This window comes from Arenimonas sp. SCN 70-307, from assembly GCF_001724815.1.
Classification (GTDB): Bacteria; Pseudomonadota; Gammaproteobacteria; order Xanthomonadales; family Xanthomonadaceae; genus Arenimonas.
Genome location: NZ_MEDO01000006.1, coordinates 20,943 through 41,743, shown reverse-complemented (window position 1 = coordinate 41,743; position 20,801 = coordinate 20,943). Strand labels below are relative to the sequence as shown.

The 20,801-nt window shown below is 73.1% G+C and carries 24 protein-coding genes and 1 tRNA gene; 6 read left to right on the top strand and 19 right to left on the bottom strand.

Annotated elements, in window-relative coordinates:
- Positions 1–34 precede the first annotated feature (34 nt).
- The 6 genes from ABS41_RS03675 to ABS41_RS03650 all read right to left on the bottom strand — a co-directional run bounded on the left by ABS41_RS03675 (position 35) and on the right by ABS41_RS03650 (position 4,970).
- Positions 35–110, bottom strand: a tRNA-Thr gene (locus ABS41_RS03675).
- 32 nt (positions 111–142) lie between these two features.
- Entirely contained in the window at positions 143–799 is a 657-nt protein-coding gene (locus ABS41_RS03670; RefSeq protein ID WP_290590744.1) for an SPOR domain-containing protein, read from the bottom strand.
- The gene (locus ABS41_RS03665) at positions 796–1,548 is read right to left on the bottom strand and encodes a type III pantothenate kinase (protein ID WP_290590741.1); all 753 of its coding nucleotides are present in this window, start codon (positions 1,546–1,548) and stop codon (positions 796–798) included. The genes ABS41_RS03670 and ABS41_RS03665 overlap by 4 nt, the downstream gene beginning before the upstream one ends.
- Positions 1,545–2,510: a bifunctional biotin--[acetyl-CoA-carboxylase] ligase/biotin operon repressor BirA gene (gene birA, locus ABS41_RS03660; protein ID WP_290590738.1), complete on the bottom strand. Its 966-nt coding sequence runs from the start codon at positions 2,508–2,510 to the stop codon at positions 1,545–1,547. Before birA ends, ABS41_RS03665 begins: the two co-directional genes overlap by 4 nt.
- A complete protein-coding gene (gene plsY, locus ABS41_RS03655) occupies positions 2,507–3,127 on the bottom strand; it encodes a glycerol-3-phosphate 1-O-acyltransferase PlsY (RefSeq protein ID WP_290590734.1) in 621 nt (206 codons plus the stop codon). The genes birA and plsY overlap by 4 nt, the downstream gene beginning before the upstream one ends.
- Positions 3,128–3,158: 31 nt before the next feature.
- The gene (locus ABS41_RS03650) at positions 3,159–4,970 is read right to left on the bottom strand and encodes a DegV family protein (RefSeq protein WP_290590731.1); all 1,812 of its coding nucleotides are present in this window, start codon (positions 4,968–4,970) and stop codon (positions 3,159–3,161) included.
- A gap of 153 nt (positions 4,971–5,123) precedes the next feature.
- On the opposite strand from ABS41_RS03650, the gene ABS41_RS03645 reads away from it, so the two are divergent.
- Both ABS41_RS03645 and ABS41_RS03640 read left to right on the top strand, forming a co-directional pair.
- On the top strand, positions 5,124–5,381 hold the full coding sequence (locus tag ABS41_RS03645) for a hypothetical protein (protein ID WP_290590728.1): 258 nt from the start codon (positions 5,124–5,126) through the stop codon (positions 5,379–5,381).
- A 43-nt stretch (positions 5,382–5,424) separates the two neighbouring features.
- The gene (locus ABS41_RS03640) at positions 5,425–6,189 is read left to right on the top strand and encodes a M90 family metallopeptidase (protein ID WP_290590725.1); all 765 of its coding nucleotides are present in this window, start codon (positions 5,425–5,427) and stop codon (positions 6,187–6,189) included.
- On the opposite strand, the gene ABS41_RS03635 is transcribed toward ABS41_RS03640, so the two are convergent.
- From ABS41_RS03635 to dusA, 5 genes are all read right to left on the bottom strand, one after another.
- The gene (locus ABS41_RS03635) at positions 6,183–7,532 is read right to left on the bottom strand and encodes an ATP-binding protein (RefSeq protein WP_290590894.1); all 1,350 of its coding nucleotides are present in this window, start codon (positions 7,530–7,532) and stop codon (positions 6,183–6,185) included. The two genes, ABS41_RS03640 and ABS41_RS03635, sit on opposite strands and share 7 nt — an antisense overlap.
- Positions 7,533–7,574: 42 nt before the next feature.
- Complete coding sequence (locus ABS41_RS03630; RefSeq protein ID WP_290590722.1) at positions 7,575–8,255, bottom strand: response regulator transcription factor; 681 nt, start codon at positions 8,253–8,255, stop codon at positions 7,575–7,577.
- A 49-nt stretch (positions 8,256–8,304) separates the two neighbouring features.
- On the bottom strand, positions 8,305–8,682 hold the full coding sequence (locus ABS41_RS03625) for a hypothetical protein (protein ID WP_290590719.1): 378 nt from the start codon (positions 8,680–8,682) through the stop codon (positions 8,305–8,307).
- A 127-nt stretch (positions 8,683–8,809) separates the two neighbouring features.
- Positions 8,810–9,721 carry an arginine deiminase-related protein gene (locus ABS41_RS03620; protein WP_290590716.1) on the bottom strand — a complete coding sequence of 304 codons (912 nt, stop codon included), beginning with the start codon at positions 9,719–9,721 and terminating at the stop codon, positions 8,810–8,812.
- A complete protein-coding gene (gene dusA / locus ABS41_RS03615; protein WP_290590713.1) occupies positions 9,718–10,731 on the bottom strand; it encodes a tRNA dihydrouridine(20/20a) synthase DusA in 1,014 nt (337 codons plus the stop codon). The genes ABS41_RS03620 and dusA overlap by 4 nt, the downstream gene beginning before the upstream one ends.
- Positions 10,732–10,830: 99 nt before the next feature.
- Between dusA and ABS41_RS03610 the strand changes: the two genes are divergently transcribed.
- Entirely contained in the window at positions 10,831–12,432 is a 1,602-nt protein-coding gene (locus tag ABS41_RS03610) for a Na/Pi symporter (protein WP_290590709.1), read from the top strand.
- 64 nt (positions 12,433–12,496) lie between these two features.
- The gene (locus ABS41_RS03605; protein ID WP_290590706.1) at positions 12,497–13,270 is read left to right on the top strand and encodes a glucose 1-dehydrogenase; all 774 of its coding nucleotides are present in this window, start codon (positions 12,497–12,499) and stop codon (positions 13,268–13,270) included.
- A gap of 4 nt (positions 13,271–13,274) precedes the next feature.
- On the opposite strand, the gene ABS41_RS03600 is transcribed toward ABS41_RS03605, so the two are convergent.
- Both ABS41_RS03600 and ABS41_RS03595 read right to left on the bottom strand, forming a co-directional pair.
- A complete protein-coding gene (locus ABS41_RS03600; RefSeq protein ID WP_290590703.1) occupies positions 13,275–13,862 on the bottom strand; it encodes a hypothetical protein in 588 nt (195 codons plus the stop codon).
- 65 nt (positions 13,863–13,927) lie between these two features.
- Entirely contained in the window at positions 13,928–14,401 is a 474-nt protein-coding gene (locus ABS41_RS03595) for a copper resistance protein NlpE (RefSeq protein WP_290590700.1), read from the bottom strand.
- Between the two features lie 136 nt (positions 14,402–14,537).
- On the opposite strand from ABS41_RS03595, the gene ABS41_RS03590 reads away from it, so the two are divergent.
- Together ABS41_RS03590 and ABS41_RS03585 are read left to right on the top strand one after the other, a co-directional pair.
- Positions 14,538–15,209 carry an energy transducer TonB gene (locus tag ABS41_RS03590; RefSeq protein WP_290590693.1) on the top strand — a complete coding sequence of 224 codons (672 nt, stop codon included), beginning with the start codon at positions 14,538–14,540 and terminating at the stop codon, positions 15,207–15,209.
- Positions 15,210–15,280: 71 nt separating this feature from the next.
- Positions 15,281–16,045, top strand: a complete 765-nt coding sequence (locus ABS41_RS03585) for a MipA/OmpV family protein (RefSeq protein ID WP_290590691.1) — start codon at positions 15,281–15,283, stop codon at positions 16,043–16,045.
- Here the strand turns inward: ABS41_RS03585 and ABS41_RS03580 are convergent.
- The 6 genes from ABS41_RS03580 to ABS41_RS03555 all read right to left on the bottom strand — a co-directional run bounded on the left by ABS41_RS03580 (position 16,027) and on the right by ABS41_RS03555 (position 20,773).
- Positions 16,027–17,415, bottom strand: a complete 1,389-nt coding sequence (locus tag ABS41_RS03580) for a GGDEF domain-containing protein (protein ID WP_290590689.1) — start codon at positions 17,413–17,415, stop codon at positions 16,027–16,029. The genes ABS41_RS03585 and ABS41_RS03580 overlap by 19 nt on opposite strands.
- Positions 17,416–17,463: 48 nt before the next feature.
- Complete coding sequence (locus ABS41_RS03575) at positions 17,464–18,183, bottom strand: HAD family hydrolase (RefSeq protein WP_290590684.1); 720 nt, start codon at positions 18,181–18,183, stop codon at positions 17,464–17,466.
- Positions 18,184–18,195: 12 nt separating this feature from the next.
- The gene (locus ABS41_RS03570) at positions 18,196–18,780 is read right to left on the bottom strand and encodes a hypothetical protein (protein ID WP_290590681.1); all 585 of its coding nucleotides are present in this window, start codon (positions 18,778–18,780) and stop codon (positions 18,196–18,198) included.
- 54 nt (positions 18,781–18,834) lie between these two features.
- Positions 18,835–19,713 carry a DMT family transporter gene (locus ABS41_RS03565; RefSeq protein ID WP_290590678.1) on the bottom strand — a complete coding sequence of 293 codons (879 nt, stop codon included), beginning with the start codon at positions 19,711–19,713 and terminating at the stop codon, positions 18,835–18,837.
- Positions 19,714–19,778: 65 nt separating this feature from the next.
- On the bottom strand, positions 19,779–20,180 hold the full coding sequence (locus tag ABS41_RS03560) for a hypothetical protein (protein ID WP_290590675.1): 402 nt from the start codon (positions 20,178–20,180) through the stop codon (positions 19,779–19,781).
- Positions 20,181–20,293: 113 nt separating this feature from the next.
- Entirely contained in the window at positions 20,294–20,773 is a 480-nt protein-coding gene (locus ABS41_RS03555) for a hypothetical protein (protein ID WP_290590671.1), read from the bottom strand.
- Positions 20,774–20,801: the final 28 nt, after the last annotated feature.

The following is a 20,801-nucleotide window of genomic DNA, read 5'->3' as shown; positions in this document are numbered from 1 at the left end:
GAGCCCATCAGGGGGCACAAGCCAAGCGTCGGAGTGGTGCCGGCTCCCGGAGTCGAACCGGGGACCTACCGCTTACAAGGCGGTTGCTCTACCTGCTGAGCTAAGCCGGCATGGGCCAGATTCTATCGCCTGCGCCGGCGATTCAGTCGCAGGCGGCTTCGCGCGCCTCGAGGCCCTGGGCGCCACCGAGCGCGGCGGCCCAGTCCAGGCCCGGCTCGGCCGCGATGTCGATCCACCATTGCGAGGCCTGCTCCGTGCGCGGTTCGAGCTGGGCGGTGAAGCCCTGCGCACGCAGGTCGTCGCGACGCTTCTCGGCATTGGCCAGTTCGCGGAACAGTCCAAGCGAGACGGTGTTCTCCTGGTCGCCGGCGGTGACCACGTAGTAATCGCGCACGCCGCGCGCGGCCAGTTCGCGGGCCGTGGCCAGGGCCTGTTCGCGGCTTCCTGCGGCCGGCAGGAACACGCGGTAGCCGCGCAGCTCGGTGGCCGGCAGCTCGCGGAACTGGATGCGCGCCACCTTGGGCGTGAGCGCGTTGACCGCCGCGCGCAGCTGCGCCGGCGTGGTGAACGGGCCCAGGCTCAGGCAGGCCGGCCGCTCGGGCATCGGCGCCGGGATGCCGGCCAGTTCCACGGCATCGGTGGACGACGGCGCCTCGGCCTCGCCCAGCATCACCAGCCCGCCCACGCCGCTGTCCATCGGCGGCGGCGGCTCGGTGCGCGGCAACTCGTGCAGGGCCCACCAAAGGGCCACCGCCAGGTTCATGCACGCCAGCAGCACCACCAGACCACGCACCATCATTCGCCTTCGTCCTCCGCCAGCGCCGCGTACACGGCCAGGCCTTCGAGCACCAGCGCAGGCGCCGGCACCACGTCCAGTTCAAGCATTTCCCGCAAGCGCTCGCCGCCGCCGCCGCCGAGCAGCACGGTGGGCGCCGCGCCCAGCAGCCGGGCGGCCTGGCGATGGCTGCGTTCGATCAGTCCGGCCGCGGCGCCCAGGCTGCCGCCGGCCAGCGCGTCGGCGGTGTCGGCGGCGAAGGCACAGGCCTCGCCGCCGGCGAAGGCCAGCGCCGGGAAACGCGCCGCCAGCGCCGCGCGCATGTGCTCGGGGCTGGGCGCGATGACGCCGCCGCGATGCTGCCCGCCCGCATCGAGCAGGTCCACGGTGAGCGCGCTGCCGGCCGAGACCAGCAGCCAGGGGCCGGGGCCCCGCGCCCGCGCCGCCAGCAGCGCCAGGAAACGATCCACGCCCAGGCGCGCCGGCTCGGCGTAGGCGATGCGCACGCCGGCCATCCCGGGCTGGGTGCGCACGCGCCGCGCCGGATGGCCGCTGCCAGCGAGCTGTGCCGCGACCAGCGCGGTGGTCTCCTGCGAGGCCACCGAAGCCAGCCAGCACACCTCGCCCGGCGCCATCGAAGCCAGCCAGGGCTGCAGTCCCGCCGGGAAATCGCTGGCGCCATGTGCCCAGGCCTGCACCTCGCCCAGGCCGGCGCCGGGCCGCCAGCGGGCGGCCTTGAGGCGGGAGTTGCCGAGGTCGATGAGCCAGGTCATGCGGCGCGCAGGCTGGCTTCGCCGGCGTGGCAGGCGCGCTCGCCATCGGCGGTGCGCAGGCGCAGCGCGCCGTCGGCGGCCACGCCCAGGGCGATGCCCTCGAACACGCGGGCGCCCTCTTCCAGGCGCACCGGGCGGCCGGCGAGGAGGTCGTGGCGGTGCCAGGCCTCGAGCCACGGCGCCAGGCCCTCGCGCTCGAAACGCGCCAGCATCGGCAGCAGCGCATCGAGCAGGGCCGCGCACACCGCCGGGCGCGACACCGGCGCCGTCGACAGGCTGGCCAGGTCGCACCACGGCTGGTCGATGTCCCGCGCCGCGGACGCCGGCATGCACACGTTCAATCCCAGGCCCACCACCACCTGCATCGGACCGGCGGCGTCGCCGCGCACCTCGACCAGGACGCCGCCGAGCTTGCGGCCGCGCGCGAGCAGGTCGTTGGGCCACTTCAGGCCGACCTCGGCGAAGCCCAGCGCATGCAGCGCTTCGGCGGCGGCCACGCCGACCGCCAGGCTCAGGCCCTGCAGCGCGGCCACGCCGCCCTCGACCCGGCGCGACAGGCTCAGCGCCACTTGCGCAGCCAGCGGCGTGGACCAGTCGCGGCCGCGCCGGCCGCGGCCGGCGGTCTGGCGCTCGGCCAGCCAGGCCCGGGTGCCCTTCGCAGGCGCCGGATGGCGCAGGGCTTCGGCATTGGTCGAATCGGTTTCAAACAGCAATTCGAGGCCCGCGAGTTCGGCGCGCGCAGCCGGCGACAGTGCCGCCTGCAGCGCGCCGGCGTCGAGCAGGTCCAGCGGACGGGCCAGGCGGTAGCCACGGCCGGGCTCGGCCTGCACGTCCACGCCGGCCTCGCGCAGGGCTTCGATGCGCTTCCACACCGCGCTGCGGGTCATGCCCAGGTCCGCGGCCAACGCGGCGCCGGACGCGGGGCCCTCGCACAGCCGCGCCAGCAGCGCACGATCGATCACGCCCCGCTCCGGCGCAGGCGCGCCCAGATCCGCACGCGCTCGAAGCGCGACTCGGTGCCGGCACGCAGGCGCGCGAGGTTGCTGCGGTGCGTATAGACCAGGAACAGCGCCGCGGCGACGGCGAACACGAGCCGCTCCGGCGGCGCATCGGTGAGCAGGGCCAGCGGCACCAGCGAAAAGCCGGCCAGGATGGTCGAGAGCCCGACGTAACCGCTGGCGGTGAGCACCAGCAGCCAGGTGCCGATCACCACGAGCACGGACACCGGCCAGAGCAGCAGCAGCGCGCCGACCAGCGTGCCCGCGCCCTTGCCGCCGCGGAATCCGTGGAAAACCGGCCACACGTGGCCCAACACCGCCGCGCCGGCCGCGGCATGGGGCAGCCAGGCCACATCGCCGCCGAAGCGCAGCGCGAGCCAGACGGCCAGCACGCCCTTGCCGAGATCGACCAGCACGGTGCCGAGCGCGAATTTCCAGCCCTGGGTACGCAGCGCATTGGTGCCGCCGGCGTTGCCGCTGCCCTGCGTGCGGATGTCCACGCCGCGCAGGCGGCCGAGCAGCAGGCTGCCCGAGAGCGAGCCGAGCAGGTAGGCGACGAGCAGGAGCAGCGCGATGGTCATGCCCGCATTATGGGCCACGCCCGCGCGGGCGTCAGTCCGCGGGCTGGAGCGACACCACCAGCGCGCCCGGGCCGGCATGCGCGCCGATCGCCGAGCCGGTCTCCACCAGCCAGCTGTCGGCCAGGTCGAGGCGCCCGCGCAGGGCCGCCAGCAGGCGCTCGCCATCTTCCGGCGCGTCGCAGTGGCCCACCACGAGCCGGTAGCGCGGGCCGCGCGGCACGCGCTTGGCGACGTAGGCCGCGAAGCGCTCGGGCTGGCGCGACTTGCCGAACAGGCCGCCGACCACGCCGAGCTTGCCGGTGGGCTTGACCGCCGCCATCGGCGTCAGGCCCAGCCACTCGACCAGCGGCTTGGCCCAGGCCGGGATGCGGCCGCCGCGCACGGCGTGGCTGATGTCGCGCGCCAGCGCCCAGGTCATCGTCAGCGGCTTGAGCCGCGCCAGCTCGGCCAGGATCGCCGCGACGCCGGCGCCATCGGCGGCCATCTCGGCCGCGCGCAGGGCCAGCAGGCCCTCGCCGCCGGAGGCGTTGCCCGAATCGAACACGTGGCTGCGGTCGGGGTGGCCGCGCTGCACGGCCGTCTCGGCCGACTGCAGCGTGCCCGACACCGCGCGCGAGATGCCTACGTAGACCATCTCGCGGTGGTGCGAGAGCAGGAATTCGAACTGTCGGCGGAAATCGCCCGGCGCCGGCTGGCTGGTCTTGGGCAGCACCAGCTCGGTGCGCAGCTTGCGGTAGAACTCGCGCGTCGACAGGCCCACCTTGTCGAGGTAGTCCTCGTCGCCGAAATTCACCCGCACCGGCACCATGTGGATGTTGAAGCGGGTCATCAGCTCGTCGGGCAGGTCGGCGGCGCTGTCGGTGATCACCGCCACGGCCGCGGCACCCGCGGCGGCGCGGGCCTGGGCGTGCATGTCGTCGGCCTTGGGGCCCTCGACGCGGCCGAAGCGCGCCGCCACTTCGAACAGCTTGCCCGGGTCGGCCACGTGCGCGTGCAGGCGCAGCCGCGAGTGGCTGCCGGCGATCACCACGCAGGACGATCCGAGCTCGCCCACCGCGGCGCGCAGGCCGGCGCGGTCCAGGCCCTCGCCGATCAGCAGGCACTCGCTGCACCAGCGGTGCTCGGGGTCGGCGTCGGCCATTTCGCCGTGGGCTTCGGCGGCCTCGAGGTCGCCGGTGAGGTCGTCGGCGACACCGGCGGCATCGACGGCGCCGGAGGCGATGAATTCGTGGATGCCTTCGAGCAGGTCGACGAAACCCTGGGCGCCGGCATCGACCACGCCGGCCTTGGCCAGCACGGCCAGCTGGGTGGGCGTGGCGGCCAGCGCCTTGCGGCTGCGCTCGAGTGCCTGGCGGAACCAGGCGCCGAGGTCGCCGTCGGGGCGGTGCTCGAGGCCCTCGGCGAAAGCGCTGATGACGCTCAGGATGGTGCCCTCACGCGGCTCGCTCAGAGCCTGGCGGGCCGAATGCGCGCCGGCGCGCACCGCCTCGGCCAGTTTGGTCGGCTCGAGCGCCCGGGCGGTGCCCGCGGCCTCGGCCACGCCGGTGAAGAACTGCGCGAGGATGGCGCCGGAATTGCCGCGCGCGCCATCCACGGCGTCCTCGCCCACCCGGCGCAGCAGTTCGCCCGCGCCCTGGCTGCGGCGGCTGAGCGCGCCGGCCAGCACGCCACCGAGGGTGAAGGCGAGGTTGCTGCCGGTGTCGCCGTCGGGCACCGGGAAGACATTGATCTTGTTCAGCGCCTCGCGCTGGGCGATGACCCGGCGGGCGCCGGCGATCAGCGCGCGGCGGAGCGCGGGGCCACGGATAAGCGGGCGGGGAAAGGACAGGCTGGCGGCATTCATGTGCCGCCGGAGTCTGCCCGAACCGGGCGCATACGCCATGCTGCAACGCCGCAAAAATGGGCGTGGCGCCCGGCGCCGGTGCGCGTAGAATCGGCTGCAACCCTCGGGTGCCCTGGCGCATCCCATGGGTGTCCGTCACCGAGGCTGGCTACCATGCAACGACTCCTGCTCGCTTCCTGCCTGCTGATCTGGGCCGCCGGCGCGGCCGCCAGCGAACCGGTGGTGGCCACCGAATCGGCCTCGCAGTCGTGCACCAAGGCGGCCGCCGACGCAGCCGAGAAGAACGACGCCCGCAGCACCGACGAGCCCGCGCCCGGCGCTGGCGGCACCGCCCCGGTGCGTCCGCGCAACGGCAGCACCGGCCGCGCCACCCCGCGCTGGAATTCGCTGCTGCCCGGCATGATCCGCTGACCGGGGCCTTGCCCCCGCGCCCCGGCGCCCGCACCCTGCGGGCATGAGCCCGCTGTTCCGCCGCCTGCGCGAAGCCTTCGCGCCCCCCGCCCTCACCGACGCCCAGCGTTCATCGCTGGCCCGCGCCCTGCCCTTCCTGGCCCGCCTCGAACCGGTGCGGCGCCAGAAATTCGAGGCGCTGGTGGCGCGCTTCCTCGCCGAAAAAACCATCACGCCCCTGCAGGGCCTTTCCCTCGACGAAGCCCAGCGCCTGCAGCTGGCCGGCCTGGCCTGCCTGCCGCTGCTGGAGTTCGGCGCCGAGGGCCTGCGCGGTTGGCACCAGGTGCTGGTCTATCCGGGTGCCTTTCGCGTGCATCGCCGCCACCACGACGAGGACACCGGCGTGGTCGAGGAGTGGGTGGACGAACTGGCCGGCGAAGCCTGGGAGCAGGGCCCGCTGGTGCTGAGCTGGGACGACGTGCAGGCCGACCTGGCCGAGCCCGAGGGCGGCTACCAGCTGGTGGTGCACGAGATGGCGCACAAGCTCGATGCGCTCGACGGCGCGATGGACGGCACGCCGCCGCTGCCCGCGGCCTGGCAGCGCGAATGGGCGCGCGATTTCCAGGCGGCCTACGAAGCCTTCGTGGCGCGCGTGGACGCCGGCGAGGAAACGCCCATCGACCCGTATGCCGCCGAGGCGCCCGAGGAATTCTTCGCCGTCGCCAGCGAGTACCACTTCTCCGACCCGGCCCTGCTGGCCAGCGAAATGCCCGCCGTGGCGGCGCACCTGCGGCGCCTGTACGGCGATTCGCCGATCCCGGCTCAGTAAGCCGGCGGGAAACGCGCCGCGAACCGGGCGCCGCCGAGTTCCGGCGAACGATCCACCTGCAGCTCGCCGCGGTAGGCGGCCACGATGTCCTGCACGATCGACAGGCCGATGCCGTGGCCCTGCACGCGCTCGTCGCCACGCACGCCGCGCTGGAGCACGTGTTCGATCTTGTCGGGCGGGATGCCCGGGCCGTCGTCGTCGACCACGAAGTTCACGCCGGCGCGGCGGTTGCCCGGCGCCGGCTCGACGGTGACGGTGAGCAGCACGCGACCGCGCGCCCACTTGAAGGCGTTCTCGAGCAGGTTGCCCAGCAGCTCCTGCAGGTCGCCCAGCTCGCCGTGGAAACGCGCGGCCGGGTCGATCTCGAACTCGCACAGCACGCCCTTGGCCGCGTAGACCTTCTCGAGGCCCGCGACGATTTCCTCCGCGCGCGGCTCGATCGGCAGCGGCGCCGAATACAGCGCATGGCCGCTGCGGGCGGCGCGCGAGAGCTGGTAGGAGACGATCTCGTTCATGCGCTGCACCTGCGCCGCCACCTCTTCGCGCAGCTCGGCGTGGCCGGCGTCGGCGTCGAGGCGCGAACGCAGCACCGCCAGCGGCGTCTTGAGGCTGTGCGCCAGGTCGGAGAGCGTGTTGCGGCTGCGCTCGAGGTGGCTGCGTTCGCTCTCGATCAGGCTGTTGATCGACTCGGTGATCGACTCGAGCTCGCGCGGGTGGCGCCCCGACAGGCGCTGGCTCAGGCCCTGGCGCACGCGCGAGAGTTCGCGTTCGACGTTGCGCAGCGGCAGCAGGCTCCAGCGCAGCACCAGGATCTGCACGCCCAGCAGCAGCAGCGCCGCCATCGCCAGGTAGCCCCAGAGCGCGCGCCGGAAGACGTTGACCTGGTCCTGGATCTGCATCGCGTCCTCGAACACGCTCAGCGTCATCGGCAGGTCGCCGACGGCCGACTCCCAGACCACGCCGATCGAGTAGGCGTAGACCCGGTTTTCCATGCCGTAGGCGTCGACGATGCGCAACGGCCCTTCGAAGCGGCGCTGGTTGGGCCCGAGCAGTTCCACCGGGGGCAGCGAGCGGCCCAGCGTGGAGGCCGAGTCCCAGCTCAGGCGGTCGCCTCGCACGTTGGCGTACAGGCCGCTGCCGGGCTGCAGCAGGCGGGTGTCGGGCGGGATGTCAGGCGAAATGAAGCCGCCGGCGCGGTCGATCTCGCTTTCCTGGATGTAGGCGTTGGCCAGGTTGGCCAGGCGCTCGCGCAGGGCGTTTTGCGCGGTTTCGACGAAGGCGCGGTCGAGCGCGTAGCCGGTCAGGCCCAGGAAGGCGACCAGCGCGAGGCTGGCCGCCAGCATCTGCCGGGCCTGCAGCGACAGCGTGCGCCAGCGCACGCCGGTTTACTCGTCGCGCGGGATGGCGAAGCGGTAGCCGCGGCCGCGGACGGTTTCGATCGGCTTGATCTCGCCTTCCGGGTCGAGCTTCTTGCGCAGGCGGCCGATGAAGACCTCGAGCACGTTCGAGTCGCGGTCGAAGTCCTGCTGGTAGATGTGCTCGGTGAGGTCGGCCTTCGAGACCAGCTCGCCTGCGTGCAGCATCAGGTACTCGAGCACCTTGTACTCGTAGCTGGTCAGGTCGACGTTGGCGCCGTTGACGCTGACGGTCTGGGCCGAGAGGTCCAGGCGAACCGGGCCGCAGTCGAGCGTGGGCTTGGACCAGCCCGCGGCGCGGCGCAGCAGCGCGTTCATGCGCGCCAGCAGCTCCTCGACGTGGAAGGGCTTGACCAGGTAGTCGTCGGCGCCGGACTTGAGGCCTTCGACCTTGTCCTGCCAGCTCGAGCGCGCGGTCAGGATGAGGATGGGGAACTTCTGGCCGGCCTCGCGCAGCGCCTTGACCAGGTCCATGCCGGACATCTTCGGCAGGCCCAGGTCGATCACGGCGATGTCGAACGGCACTTCCTTGCCGTGGTACAGGCCTTCCTCGCCGTCGGCGGCGGTATCGACCGCGAAGCCTTCGCGCTTCAGGCGCGCGGCAAGGGTTTCACGGAGGGGGGCTTCATCCTCGACCAGCAGTACTCGCATGGCGTCTCCTTTCGGCGGGGAACGGCCCTTCCGGGGCCGGTGGATCGGGTCAGTCGTCGCGGTCGCGACGGCCGGGATCGGGGGCGGGTTCGCCGCGGCCGGCATCGGCCGGGCGCGGTTCGGGGCGGCGCATGCGCTCGCGACCCTGCAGGCCGCGGCGCTCGAAGCGGCCGGCATCGCGCGACTCGCGGGCGTCGTCGCCATGCAGCACGCGCACGCGGCCTTCGGGCGTGAGCACCTTGAGGCGGTAGGTTTCCTCGCCGCCGCGCTGCACGCGCTCGGCGCGCAGCACGCGGCCGCCATCGCGCTCGACCTCGCGGATGCGCTCGCTGGCCTCGGCGCGACGCTGGCGCGCCTCTTCAGCGTGCACGGGCAGCGCGACCGCGACGGCGGCGAGCAGCAGGAGGTGGCGAACGGCGTTCAGCATCGGCGGGATACTAGCTCCGAGTGGGGGGACCGGCTAGCCGGGCGTGGGGCAGAGTCTGTTGCCGGGGCGGTGAATCCGGTCTGAACCCTAACCACATCAATAACTTACGCTAAAAAGGGTTCAGCGCTCAGTAGATTTCGGCCACGCAGCAGCGCAGTGAGCCACCGGCTTTCTCGATCTCGTCCAGCGCAACCGGGGCCAGGGCCAGCCCGGCCGCGGCCAGCACCTCGTGCTGGGCCGGGGCGAGCGCGTCGGCACCGGCCTGGCTGATGCGCACGCGCTGGTCGCACAAGGCGATGCAGTTGCCCGCGAAGGCCTGCTTCTGGGCCGGCGAAAGCTCCACCACGGCCGGGGCGTAAAGCGCCGCCAGCGCCGCCGGCACGGCCGGGTCGGCGAAGCCCGAGGGCGCGATGACCAGGGCGCGCCCGGCCAGCACGCTCATCACTACGTTGGCGTGGTACTCCCCCGGCGCCAGGTCGAACAGCAGGGTGGCGCGCAGGCCCAGGGCCGCGTGCAGGGCGGCGGCGCCGGCCTCGTCGCAGCGTTCGCCCAGGCCGGCGAAGGCGATGCCGCGGGCGCGGTCCACGACCACCGAACCGGTGAGCTCGCACACGCCCGGCGACTGGCGCAGGTCGATCTCGCGGTAGCCCAGCAGGCCGGTGAAGAAGCCGCGGATGTCGGCGCGTTCGGCCTCGCGCTGGCGCACCGGGTGGCGCATGCGGCCCACCAGCAGCCGCCCGGGTGCGGTGGCGAAGACGTTGTTCGGGAACAGGCCGTCGGGCGCGGCCGGGTCGCCGGGGAAACACACCACCGGCAGGTCTTCCGAGAGCGCGGCCTGCAGGGCGCGGTGCTGGGCCAGCGCGCGCGCCGGGTCCACGGCCACCGACAGGTCCATGTAGGCGTTGTCGCTGGCCGACTCGGCCGCCAGCGCGAAGCCCTCCGGCGCCACCAGGAAGGCGGCGCGCGCGCAGGCCGGGCCGAAATCCGGCGCCAGCGTGCGCGCGAAGGCGAGGAAGGCCTGGCTGTCGCGGGTGATCACGGCGCGGTCCTTTCCGGATCGCGCCGGGTTTCGGCCAGCGCGCGTTCCACCAGCTCCCAACCGGCGCCGACGCGCGGCGCGCCCTCGCTGAGCACCTGCCGGAACAGGCGGCCGCCCGGCTGGCCGTGGAACAGGCCCAGCAAGTGGCGGCTGATGTGCTTGAGCGCGACGCCGCGCGCGAGGCAATCCTCGACGTAGGGCCGCAGCTTGCGCAGCAGAACCGCACGGTCCTCGGGTTCGCGCGCCGGCTCGAACAGCGCGCGGTCCATCAGGTGCAGGCGATAGGGCTCGTGGTAGGCGGCGCGGCCGATCATGGCGCCATCGAGGCCGCGCGCGTGTTCCAGCACGTCCTCGACCGTGGCCAGGCCACCGTTGATCGACACCACCAGGTCGGACCGCTCGCGCTTGAGGCGGTGCACCCATTCGTAGCGCAGCGGCGGGATCTCGCGGTTCTCCTTCGGGCTCAGGCCCTGCAGCCAGGCCTTGCGGGCATGCACCACGAACACGCCGCAGCCCGCGGCCGCGACCGCGTCGATGAAGGCGCGGAAGACGTCGTAGTCCTCCATCTCGTCCACGCCCAGCCGGCATTTCACCGTCACCGGCACCCGGGCCGGCGCGGCGGCGATCATCGCGGCCACGCAGTCGGCCACCAGCGCGGGCTCCTTCATCAGGCAGGCGCCGAAGCGCCCGGCCTGCACGCGGTCGGACGGGCAGCCGACGTTGAGGTTGACCTCGTCGTAGCCCCAGTCGGCGCCGATGCGGGTGGCCTGGGCCAGGTGCGCCGGGTCGGAGCCGCCCAGCTGCAGCGCCACCGGGTGCTCGACCGGGTCGAAGCCCAGCAGGCGCTCGCGGTCGCCGTGGATGACCGCCTGCGCGTGCACCATCTCGGTGTACAGGCGCGCGTGCGGCGCGAGGAGGCGGTGGAAGACGCGGCAGTGCCGGTCGGTCCAGTCCATCATCGGCGCGACCGACAGCCTGTGCGCGTGGGGATCGTGGCCTGGGCCCGGCATGTGCGCTCACCCGAACAAGGGCGCGCAGGATACCCGAGCCGGCGGCGTGGCCGCACGACGGGGCTATCATCGGGCCGGAACGGACGGGGAAGCGGGGCGATGATCGAAGGCATCGGCGTCGGGGCATTGCTGGGCGGGTTGGGCCTGTTCCTGCTGGGCATGCTGCTGATGACCGACGGCCTCAAGCAGGCCGCGGGCCCGGCGCTGGGGCGCCTGCTGAGTTCGTCCACCCAGACCCGGCTGCGCGGCCTGCTCTCGGGCATCACGGTCACCGCCGTGGTGCAGTCCTCGAGCGCGGTGACGGTGGCGGCGATCGGCTTCGTCAACGCCGGCCTGCTGACCTTCTCGCAGTCGCTGTGGGTGCTGTTCGGCGCCAACGTCGGCACCACCATGACCGGCTGGCTGGTCGCCCTGGTGGGCTTCAAGATCAACGTCGACGCCGCCGCCCTGCCGCTGATCGGCCTGGGCATGGCCCTGCGCCTGACCGGCGCCGACACCCGGCGCGCCGCCATCGGCACGGCGCTGACCGGCTTCGGCGTGCTGTTCCTGGGCATCGCCTTCCTGCAGGAAGCCTTCGCCATCGACGGCACCTCGCTGGCGCTTCCGGCCCTGGCCGGCGGCTGGCTGGAAGTGCCGGCCTACGTGCTGGCCGGCGCCCTGCTCACCATCCTCATGCAGTCCTCCAGCGCCTCGCTGGCGGTGACGCTGACATTGGCGCACACCGGCTCGCTGTCGTTCACCGACGCCGCCGCGATGGTCATCGGCGCGAACATCGGCACTTCGGTCACCGCGGTGCTGGCGGCCATCGGCGCCACGCCCAACGCCAAGCGCGCCGCCGCCGCGCACGTTCTGTTCAACGTGCTCACCGCGGCGGTGGCGCTGGTGCTGCTGCCCTGGCTGCTCGACGGCGTGGACCTGCTGGGCGACCTGCTCGACCTGGAGGATTCCCCCGCCACCGGCCTGGCGCTCTTCCACAGCGTGTTCAACGTGCTGGGCGTGGCGCTGATGTGGCCGCTGGCCGACCGCATGGCGGCCCAGCTGCGCCAGCGCTTCCGCGCCGTGGACGAAGCCGAGGGCCAGCCGCGCTACCTGGACCAGAACGTCGCCTCGGTCCCCTCCCTGGCCGTCGATGCCCTGCGCCGGGAAACCTACCGGCTCGGGCGCAAGGCGATCGCGCGGGCGCGCGGCGCGCTGGCCGGGCTGCTGGGCGGGGCGGCGACGCCCGGCGATGCCGGCTACGAGCGCCTGGGCCGGGCGATCCAGGACTTCGTGGCCGGGCTGTCGCGGGCCTCGATGTCGGAGAGCACGGCGCAGGCGCTGGCCAGCCTGCTGCGCGTGCAGCACTACTACGACAACTGCCACGAACGCGGCGCCGGCATCGGCGCCGGGCGCCAGGCGCTGGCGGCGCTGGCCGATGGCAGCCTGCGCCTGCGCATCACCGACCTTGCCCGCGAAGCCGACGACCTGCTCGTGCAGCTCGACCCGTCCCAGTCGCCGTTCGCGCCCCTGGCCCCGCAGCAGGCCGAACGCTTCGACGCAGGCTACGAGGCGCTCAAGGCCGCCCTGCTGGCCGCGGGTGCCGATGGCCGGCTGCCCATCGCGGGCATGGACGCGCTGCTGCGCAGCTTCAGCGACCTGCGCCGCAGCGTGCAGCAGGCCGCCAAGGCGGCGCGGCTGCTCGACCAGCTTTCGCCGCCCTGACTTGCGTCAAAACGCCGCCGCGGGAACGAGGCAGACTGGAGCTTCCCAGCCACGGAGAACGACCATGGATCGCGTGAAAGGAAAGGCCTGCATCGTCACCGGCGCCTCGCTCGGCATCGGCCGCGCCTGCGCCGAGCGCCTGGCCGAGGAAGGCGGCGCCGTCGCCCTGTTCGACCTGCACGACACCGAGGGCGAGGCCATCGCCGCCGCGCTGCGCGCCAAGGGCGCGCGCGCCCGCTACTGGCACGTGGACGTGAGCAACGAGGCCCAGGTGAAAAAGGCCATCGACGAGGCCGCGGCCGAGTTCGGCGGCCTGCACGTACTGGTCAACAACGCCGGCATCTCCGGCTCGACCAAGCTCACCCACGAGATCACCGAGGAAGAGTGGGACAAGGTGCAGGCGGTGAACGTCAAGGGCGTGATGTTCTGCTGCAAGCACGCCATCCCGCACATGAAGCGCGCCGGCCACGGCAGCATCATCAACCTCTCGTCCATCTACGGCCTGGTCGGCGCGCCCGACATCCCGGCCTACCACGCCTCCAAGGGCGCGGTGCGGCTGATGAGCAAGACCGACGCGCTGTGCTACGCCGCCGACCGCATCCGGGTGAACTCGGTGCACCCGGGCTACATCTGGACGCCGATGGTGGAGAACCACCTCAAGGCCAGCGGCGCCACCGACATCGCGGCGGCGCGCAAGGCCGTGGGCGAACTGCACCCGCTGGGCCACATGGGCGACGTGGACGACATCGCCTGGGGCGTGGTCTACCTGGCCTCGGACGAATCGAAGTTCGTCACCGGCGCCGAGCTGGCCATCGACGGCGGCTACACCGCGCGCTGAGGGCTCAGCCGCCGTTGCCGCGGCCCTTGCCCTTGTCGCCCTTGCCCTTGTCGCCGGCGCCCTTGCCGGGGCCGCCGCCGCGGGACGAGGGCGGACCGGCGTCGCGACCACCCTGCGGGGGGCCGCCGGCGGCCTTCGGGCCGCCGCGGCCGCGCATGCGCTCGTGGCCCTTGCCCACGCCGCCCTTGAGCGCATGGAACTCGGCCGAACCGGGCTTGATGCCCAGGCGCTTGGCGATCGCGCCCCAGCCCTGGCCGTGGTCGCGCTCGTAGATGCGCAGCACGTCCAGGCACGGGCGCCCCAGCTGGTAGGCCAGCGCGCAGGCGTAGTAGATGTCGCCCGGGGCCCAGCGGCGGTCGTAGTAGTACTCGCGCACCAGGTAGCGCGGCGCGCCGTAGCTCACCACCACGTCGTCGATGAAGCCGTCGGTGTTGCCGCGGGCGAAGACGTTGATGTCGCCCAGCCGGGCATCGACCCAGGTGTCGCCGGTGCGCGGGCTGAAGCCGATGGCGAATTCGTCGACGATGGCGTGGGCGCCGGCCGACAGGGCCAGGCCGAGGGAAAGCAGCACGGTCTTGAACAGGGGCTTCATGGCGGCCCTCCGTTGGTGTGGGACGGGCCGATTCTGCCCCAGCCGGGTGAATCGTGTCGAAATGCTCAGAGCCGGTGCAGGCGGAAGGCCAGCGGCGGGTCCGGCGGCTCGCCGTCGGCGTCCAGCAGCTGAAGGCTGCCATCGGGCTGCAGCGCAAAGCCGAGCGCACCGCCCTCGGGGCCCAGGCGGTAGACCGCCGGCGCACCGGGCTCCCCGGCCACTTCGAGCCGCCAGTGGCCGGTGGTGGTGAACTCGTTGCCCTGTGCAGGGCCGAGGTAGGTTTCCCGGAGCTCGAACACCGCCTCGTCGGCCTCGCGGCGCAGGCTCAGGCGGGTCTGGATGCCCTCGCAGTCTGCGCAGGGCAGCACGCCTTGCCAGGCCAGTTCGAAATCCTCGCCGTCATCGGGCGCCATCACGACCTCCGGCGGCGCGGGCGCCGGATCCTGCGCGGCCTCGCCGCCCCCGCGGCCACAGCCGGCCAGGACCAGGGCGAGCGCCAGCATGAACAGCAGCGAACCGGGAAACGTGCGTGTCTTCATATTCGCGATCCTACCCCTTGCCCGTGCAGCCGGCATGACGGCAGGGTGGAGCCATCGACGGACGGCGCCAGCCCAACCCCGGCGGCCGTGCAGGAACGTTCCAGACCTTGCCCCAGCCCAGCGAAGGAGGTGTCCCATGGTCCGCACCCTGCCCCACCCGTCGTCCGACTCGCCCTGGTCGCGCCTGGATGCCACGCGCATCGCCGGCAACAGCCTCGCCATCGCCGTGCACGTGGTCGTGCTCGGCCTGCTCGCCCTGCCTTTGAGCTGGTCGCCGCCGCTGGCGGAGCGCCGGCCGGAGACGACGGTGGTGGTCTACGAACCGGTGCCGCCCCGCGACATCCCGGTCACCGTGGCGCCGCCCGAGCGACTGCCCCAGCCGGACCCGCGGCCGGTGAACACGCCCATCCGCATCACGACGACGCCGACGCCCGCGGCCTCCGACGCGCCGGTGTTCGAGCAGGGCGAGATCTTCTCGCCGCCGGCCAGCGACACCGGCCCGGAGGAGACCAGCTTCGACCCGGGCGAGCCCTCGCTGGCCACCCTCGCCTACGACGTCGCGCCGCCGCCGCGCTACCCGCGCATCGCCGCGCGCGCCGGCCTCGAGGGCACGGTGACGCTGCGGGTGCTGGTGGACGCCACCGGCCGCCCGGTGGAAGTCGTGATCGAACGCAGCAGCGGCCACCGCGAACTCGACCGCGCGGCGCGCGACCAGGTGCTGGCGCAGTGGCGCTTCCACCCGGCCCAGCGCGATGGGCGCGCCGTGCCTGCCTATGGGCTGGTGCCGGTGGTGTTCAAGCTGCCCTGAGCGGCTGGACAATCACGCCGGTTCGACGGAGGCTCGCCGACAGTGGCGCCGCCGTCGAACCGGAGTGATGCATGAAGACCGCCCTGCCCCTGCTCGCCGCGCTGCTCGCGGCCCCGCTGGCCCACGCCCAGGCCACCGACGCGCAGTCGGACGGGCAGCCGCGCTGGACGCTCGGCCTGATCGCGATCGAGCGCGACGCGCCCTACCGCCAGCTCGACGAAGACCTGCTGGTGGTGCCGCTGGTGCGCTTCGAGGGCGAGCGCGCCTACCTGCGCGGCCTGCGCGGCGGGTTCCGGCTGACCGAGGGCGACACCTTCGAGACCAGCGTGTTCCTGCAGGCGCGCGGCGACGGCTACGAGGCCGCCGATTCGCCCTTCCTGGCCGGCATGGACGACCGCCGCTTCTCGCTCGATGGCGGCGTCGCGCTGTCCTGGCGCGTGCCGCGCGTCGGCCAGTTCGAGCTTTCGGCCGCCACCGACCTGCTCGACCGCAGCGGCGGCCAGGAAGTCGATGCCTCGTGGACCGGCTACGTACCAGCCGGCCAGTGGCGCATCCTGCCCACGGTTTCGCTGCGCTGGCAGAGCGCCGACCTGGTGGATTACTACTACGGCGTGCGCGATGCCGAGGCCCTGCCGGGCCGTCCGGCCTACGCCGGCGACGCCGCGCTGTTGCCGGAGATCTCGGTGTTGGCCACGCGGCCGCTCGGCAAGCGCTGGCAGCTGTTCGCTCGCGTGGGCCACACCTTCCTGCCGTCGGAAATCACCGACAGCCCGCTGGTGGACGACGACCGCCGCACCAGCATCATCCTCGGCCTGGGTTACGCGCTGCCCGACTGAGCCACGGCGGCGCGGTCGCGCCCCGAGGCCTTGGCCTCGTAAAGCGCGGCGTCGGCGCGCGATACCAGTGACTGCGGCGTCTCCCCCGGCGCGGCTTCGGCCACCCCGACGCTGATGGTGACCGGTTCGTAGGGCCAGTCGGCGATGCGGAAGTCGCGGCATAGCCGTTCGGCCACCATCGCGGCGCGCTCGGCATCGACGCCGGGAAGCAGCACCGCGAACTCCTCGCCACCGTAGCGTGCCGCGATGTCGCCCGGACGCAGGGCGGCTCGCAGCAGGGCGCCGGCCAGGCGCAGGGCCTGGTCGCCGGCCAGGTGGCCATGGCTGTCGTTGTAACGCTTGAAGTGGTCCAGGTCGATCATCAGCAGGCACAGGTCCGAGCCGCCCTTGGCGCGACGCGCCAGCAGCGCGGCCAGCGCCTCGTCGAAGGCGCGACGGTTGCCCACGCCGGTGAGCTCGTCGGTGTGGGCGCTGGCCTCCAGCCGGCGACTGTGTTCGCGCTCGCGCTCGAGCCGATCGAGCAGGTTCGCGCCCCACCAGACCAGGCCGGCGACGAACAGGCCCGAGGCCACCGCCATCCAGGTGATGGTGGCGCCGACCGACAACCAGCCCTCGGCGAGGGAAACCTGGGCTGCGAAGGCCACGATCACCGGGGCCACCAGCGCCGGGGCCAGCGTGCGGCGCGCCAGCTCGCCGCCGAGGCCAGGATTGGCAAGGACGCGGGCCAGTCCGCTGCCCGGCTGCGAAGCCAGCCAGCCCAGCGCCAGCAGGAAAACGCAGAGCGCCGTGTTGATGCCCAGCGGCGTGAAGGCGACCTGGCCGGATTCCGTGCCCATGGCGTAGCCGTAGGCGCTGAGCGCGAACAGACCGAGCACCAGCATCACCAGGGCCAGCGCCTGGCCCAGCCAGGCGCCGATGCGCTTGCAGGCCATCATGCCGATCACCCCGACCAGCACGAACGATGCCGACGTCAGCTCGGACATGCGGCCGGGCGCACGACCCGTGCGCAGCGCCTCGGGATCGTCGAACAGCAGCGTGTCGATGCCGAGTTCGACGCCGGTCACGACCTGGAACAGCGTGCCCGCACCCAGCAGCGCAACCGCAATCGAGGCCGGACCCGAGATCCGCAGCGGCATCCAATCCGGCCGCACGCAGGCCGCCAATGCGGCGGCCGCCAGGACCATGCCCACGGCGGTGTTGGCCTTCATGGCGACGTGGCCGGGAATGACGCTGCGCAGGACGGGCAGGTCGAAGAGCCAGCCCGCCAGGGCCGCGATGCCGATGGCCGCCACGACCAGCGCCGCGGCCAGCGCCGAACGCTGCAGCCACTTCACCTGCGCGCCGTTGTCCGATAGCGCGGCTTGTTCCATGCCGCCAAGACTGGAGCGGTGGCCGCCGGATGGCAAGCCCGCGCCCGTTCAACCCGCGACGCGGGCCCGCAGCTCGGACAAGGCCCCGGGGATCTGCGCCGGCACCTCGACGCTGGCCATGCGCGGCGCGTGGCCCGGTTCGATGCCGTGCTCCATCTCGTGCGCCCAGGTGACGTGGTAGGGCATGTAAACGCCCCAGCCGCCCAGGCGCAGCACCGGCTCGATGTCCGAGCGCAGCGAATTGCCCACCATCACGAAGCGCGACGGTGCCATCGAGAATTCGCCCAGCACGCGGGCATAGGTGCTCGCGTTCTTTTCCGACACGATCTCGATGCGCCGGAACAGGTCGGCCAGCCCGCAGGCGCGGACCTTGGCTTCCTGGTGGAACAGGTCGCCCTTGGTCACCAGCACCACCGGGTGCTCGCGCGCCACCGCCTCGACCGCGGGGCGGATGCCGGGCAGCAACTCGACCGGATGCTCGAGGATGGCCTTGCCCAGGCCCACGATGCGGTGGATGTCGGCGGCGCCGATGCGCTCGCCGGTCAGCGCGATGGCCGTTTCCACCATCGACAGGGTCATGCCCTTGGCGCCGTAGCCGAAGAGCTTGATGTTGCGCTGCTCGGTGGCCAGCAGTTTTTCGTGAAGGCCGGCGTCGGCCAGGTCGACGTACTTGCCGACGATGGCCTCGAACTCGGCGTGCGCGGCGCGGAAATAACCTTCGCTGTGCCAGAGCGTGTCGTCGCCGTCGAAACCCACCAGGCCAAACACGGGAGCCACCGCTTACTGGCCCACCGGGCGGTCGGACACCGGCTCGGTGCCGCCGATCACGGCGCTGCCCACGCGCAGCCGGTAGATGGCGTCGTGCGGCTTGCCGAAGATCTCGTCGGTGGCCTCGTCCAGCGACTCGCCCGCGCCATCGGCGAGCAGGTAGCCGGCGCAGGCGTCGCCCATCGCCGCCGAAGCGGCGCGCTGGTGCGGGCCCAGGCGCTGGCCGGTGATGCGCTGGGGCGCATCGCCGAGCGCGACCACGGCGCGGACCTCGGTTTCCTGCGACGGGCGCACGTGCCAGGCGGTGGCGTCGGGCGCGGTCATCAGCAGGGCCACCGGGCCCGGCACCATCACTTCCACGCGCCGGATGGATTCGCGCCCCGGCTCGGCGCCGGGCACCGGCTCGCCGCCGTCGATGACGAACAGGCGCGCGCCAACCGGCAGGGCCAGGCCGGCCACGCGGCAGCGGCTCCAGTCGGTGCCGCTGACCACTACGGTTTCGGCGACGTCTTCCGCCGGCGCTTCGGCCGGCGGGGCTTCGCCGCCGCAGGCAGCCAGCAGGCAAACAGGGAGCAACAGGATCAGGCGCGGGCTCATGCCGGGTTTCCGAGGGGAACGCATGGCCGCAAGCATAACCGCTGGCGCGGCGACTCAGTCGGCCGGCGGCCGCGCACGCACCCGCTCGCGATGGACCATGTAAAGGCCGCTGGCGACGATGATGCCGGCGCCGGCGAAGGTCCAGCCGTCGGGCAGCACGCCCCAGATCAGCAGGTCCAGGCCCAGGCCCCAGGCCAGCGCGCTGTATTCGAACGGCGCCACCACCGAGGCCTCGCCCGAGCGGAAGGCCTCGGTGATCGCCACCTGGCCCAGGAAACCGGTGACGCCCACGCCGGCGATCACCCAGGCATCGGCCGCACGCAGCGGCACCCAGTTCGGCAGGGCCAGCAGGCCCGCGCCGACGGCCGTCATCACCAGCATCCAGAACACCATCGACTGCGCGCTGTCGGTGCGATGCATCACCCGCACCAGGATGGCCGAGAGCGAATAGCCCGCGGCCGCCGCCACCACCGCCAGGCCGGCCCAGCCGAATACGCCCTCGCCCGTGGGGCGCAGCACCACCAGCACGCCGAGCAGGCCAACGAAAATGGCGGCCCAGCGCCGCGGGCCCACCGTCTCGCCCAGCATGGGCACCGACAGCGCGGTGATCAGCAGCGGCGCCACGAAGAAGATGGAGTAGGCGCTGGTCATCGGCATGCCCTTGAGCGCGAACGCAAAGCTCGAGAGCATCAGGATCGACAGCGCCGCGCGCAGCAGGTGCAGCGACCAGCGCACCTTGAGCAGCCCGGCCGCCGCGCCCGTGGCCAGCACCCAGGCCGTGACCAGGGGCACGCCCGACAGCCCGCGCAGGGCCGCCACCTGCATCGGCGGGTAGTGGCCGGCGAGGTGCTTGAGGCCGCCGTCCATCAGCGAGAACAGGCCGACGGCCAGCAGCATCGCGACGATGCCGCGCAGGTTCGAGGAAGCGTGCATGCGCGTATTGTCGCCGCCCCGGCACCCGGCGGGGAGCGTGCGGGCCGGCCCCGGCCGGGGCCGGTTCAGCCCTCGCGTGCGCAGGCACGGGCCACCCGGGCGTCGAGTTCGGAGCGCTCGGCGAAGCTGAGCTTGTTCCAGAGCCGGTCGCGCTGTTCGTTGGCCTCGCGGCGGGCCTGCTCGCAGCGCGCGCGGCGAGGATCCGGCCGGGCCGCCGGCAGGCGGGCGGCGGGGCTCGCGCGCGGGCTCGCGGGGCGCGAAGAGGCCGCCTGCGCGGCCGCCGGCGCGGGCACCGGCGACGGCAGCGCCTTCACCGGCTGGGCCCAGGCTTCGCTGGCGTCGGCCGCGCAGGGCTGGTCCTGGTAGCTGACCGCGCCACCCGGCGCGACGCACTTGCGCAGCTGCGGGCCGGACCCGGCGGTGCCGGCCACCGCCAGCACCGAAACGATGAGCAGGATGCGGGACATGCGGGCCTCCTTCGCGAGGCCCCATTCGAGCGCGCCGACACCGCGGCCGTCGCCCGGACAAACGCGCCGCGTGGCCTGCGAAAGCGCCGCGCCGCCGCCGTGGCTTCAGCCGATCAGGAGTCGTAGACGTCGGCGCACTGGGCCACCACCCAGGCGCGCAAGTCGGCCTTCTGCGTCTCCGTCAGGCGCAGGAATTCCTTGGCCAGCGCGGCGTCGGAAAAATCGTGGGCCTGGGTGCAGGCGCTCTTGGTGGGCGGGCGCTCGCCGCGCGCCTCGGCCTCGCGCTGGCGGGCCAGCTGCTCGCGCCGCTCGACTTCCGCCAGCCGCGCCTGTTCGGCCGCGCGGGCCTCTTCGGCGGCGCGCCGGGCTTCGGCCTCGGCCAGGGCGGCGCGGGCGGCCAGCTCCTCCACGCTCGGGCCCGGCTCGGGCGTGGCGTCGCGCTTCCACACCTGGGTGCTGCCCGCCGGACAGGGCGAGGACTGGATGCTCACCGCACCGCCCGGCCCTTCGCATTTGTAGAGCGACTCGGCGGCGACGGGGCCGGCCAGGGACGCCAGGCCGAAAGCCGCCAGCATCAGGGCACGTGGATTCATGGCAACACTCCCGGGAACGCGTCAGGAC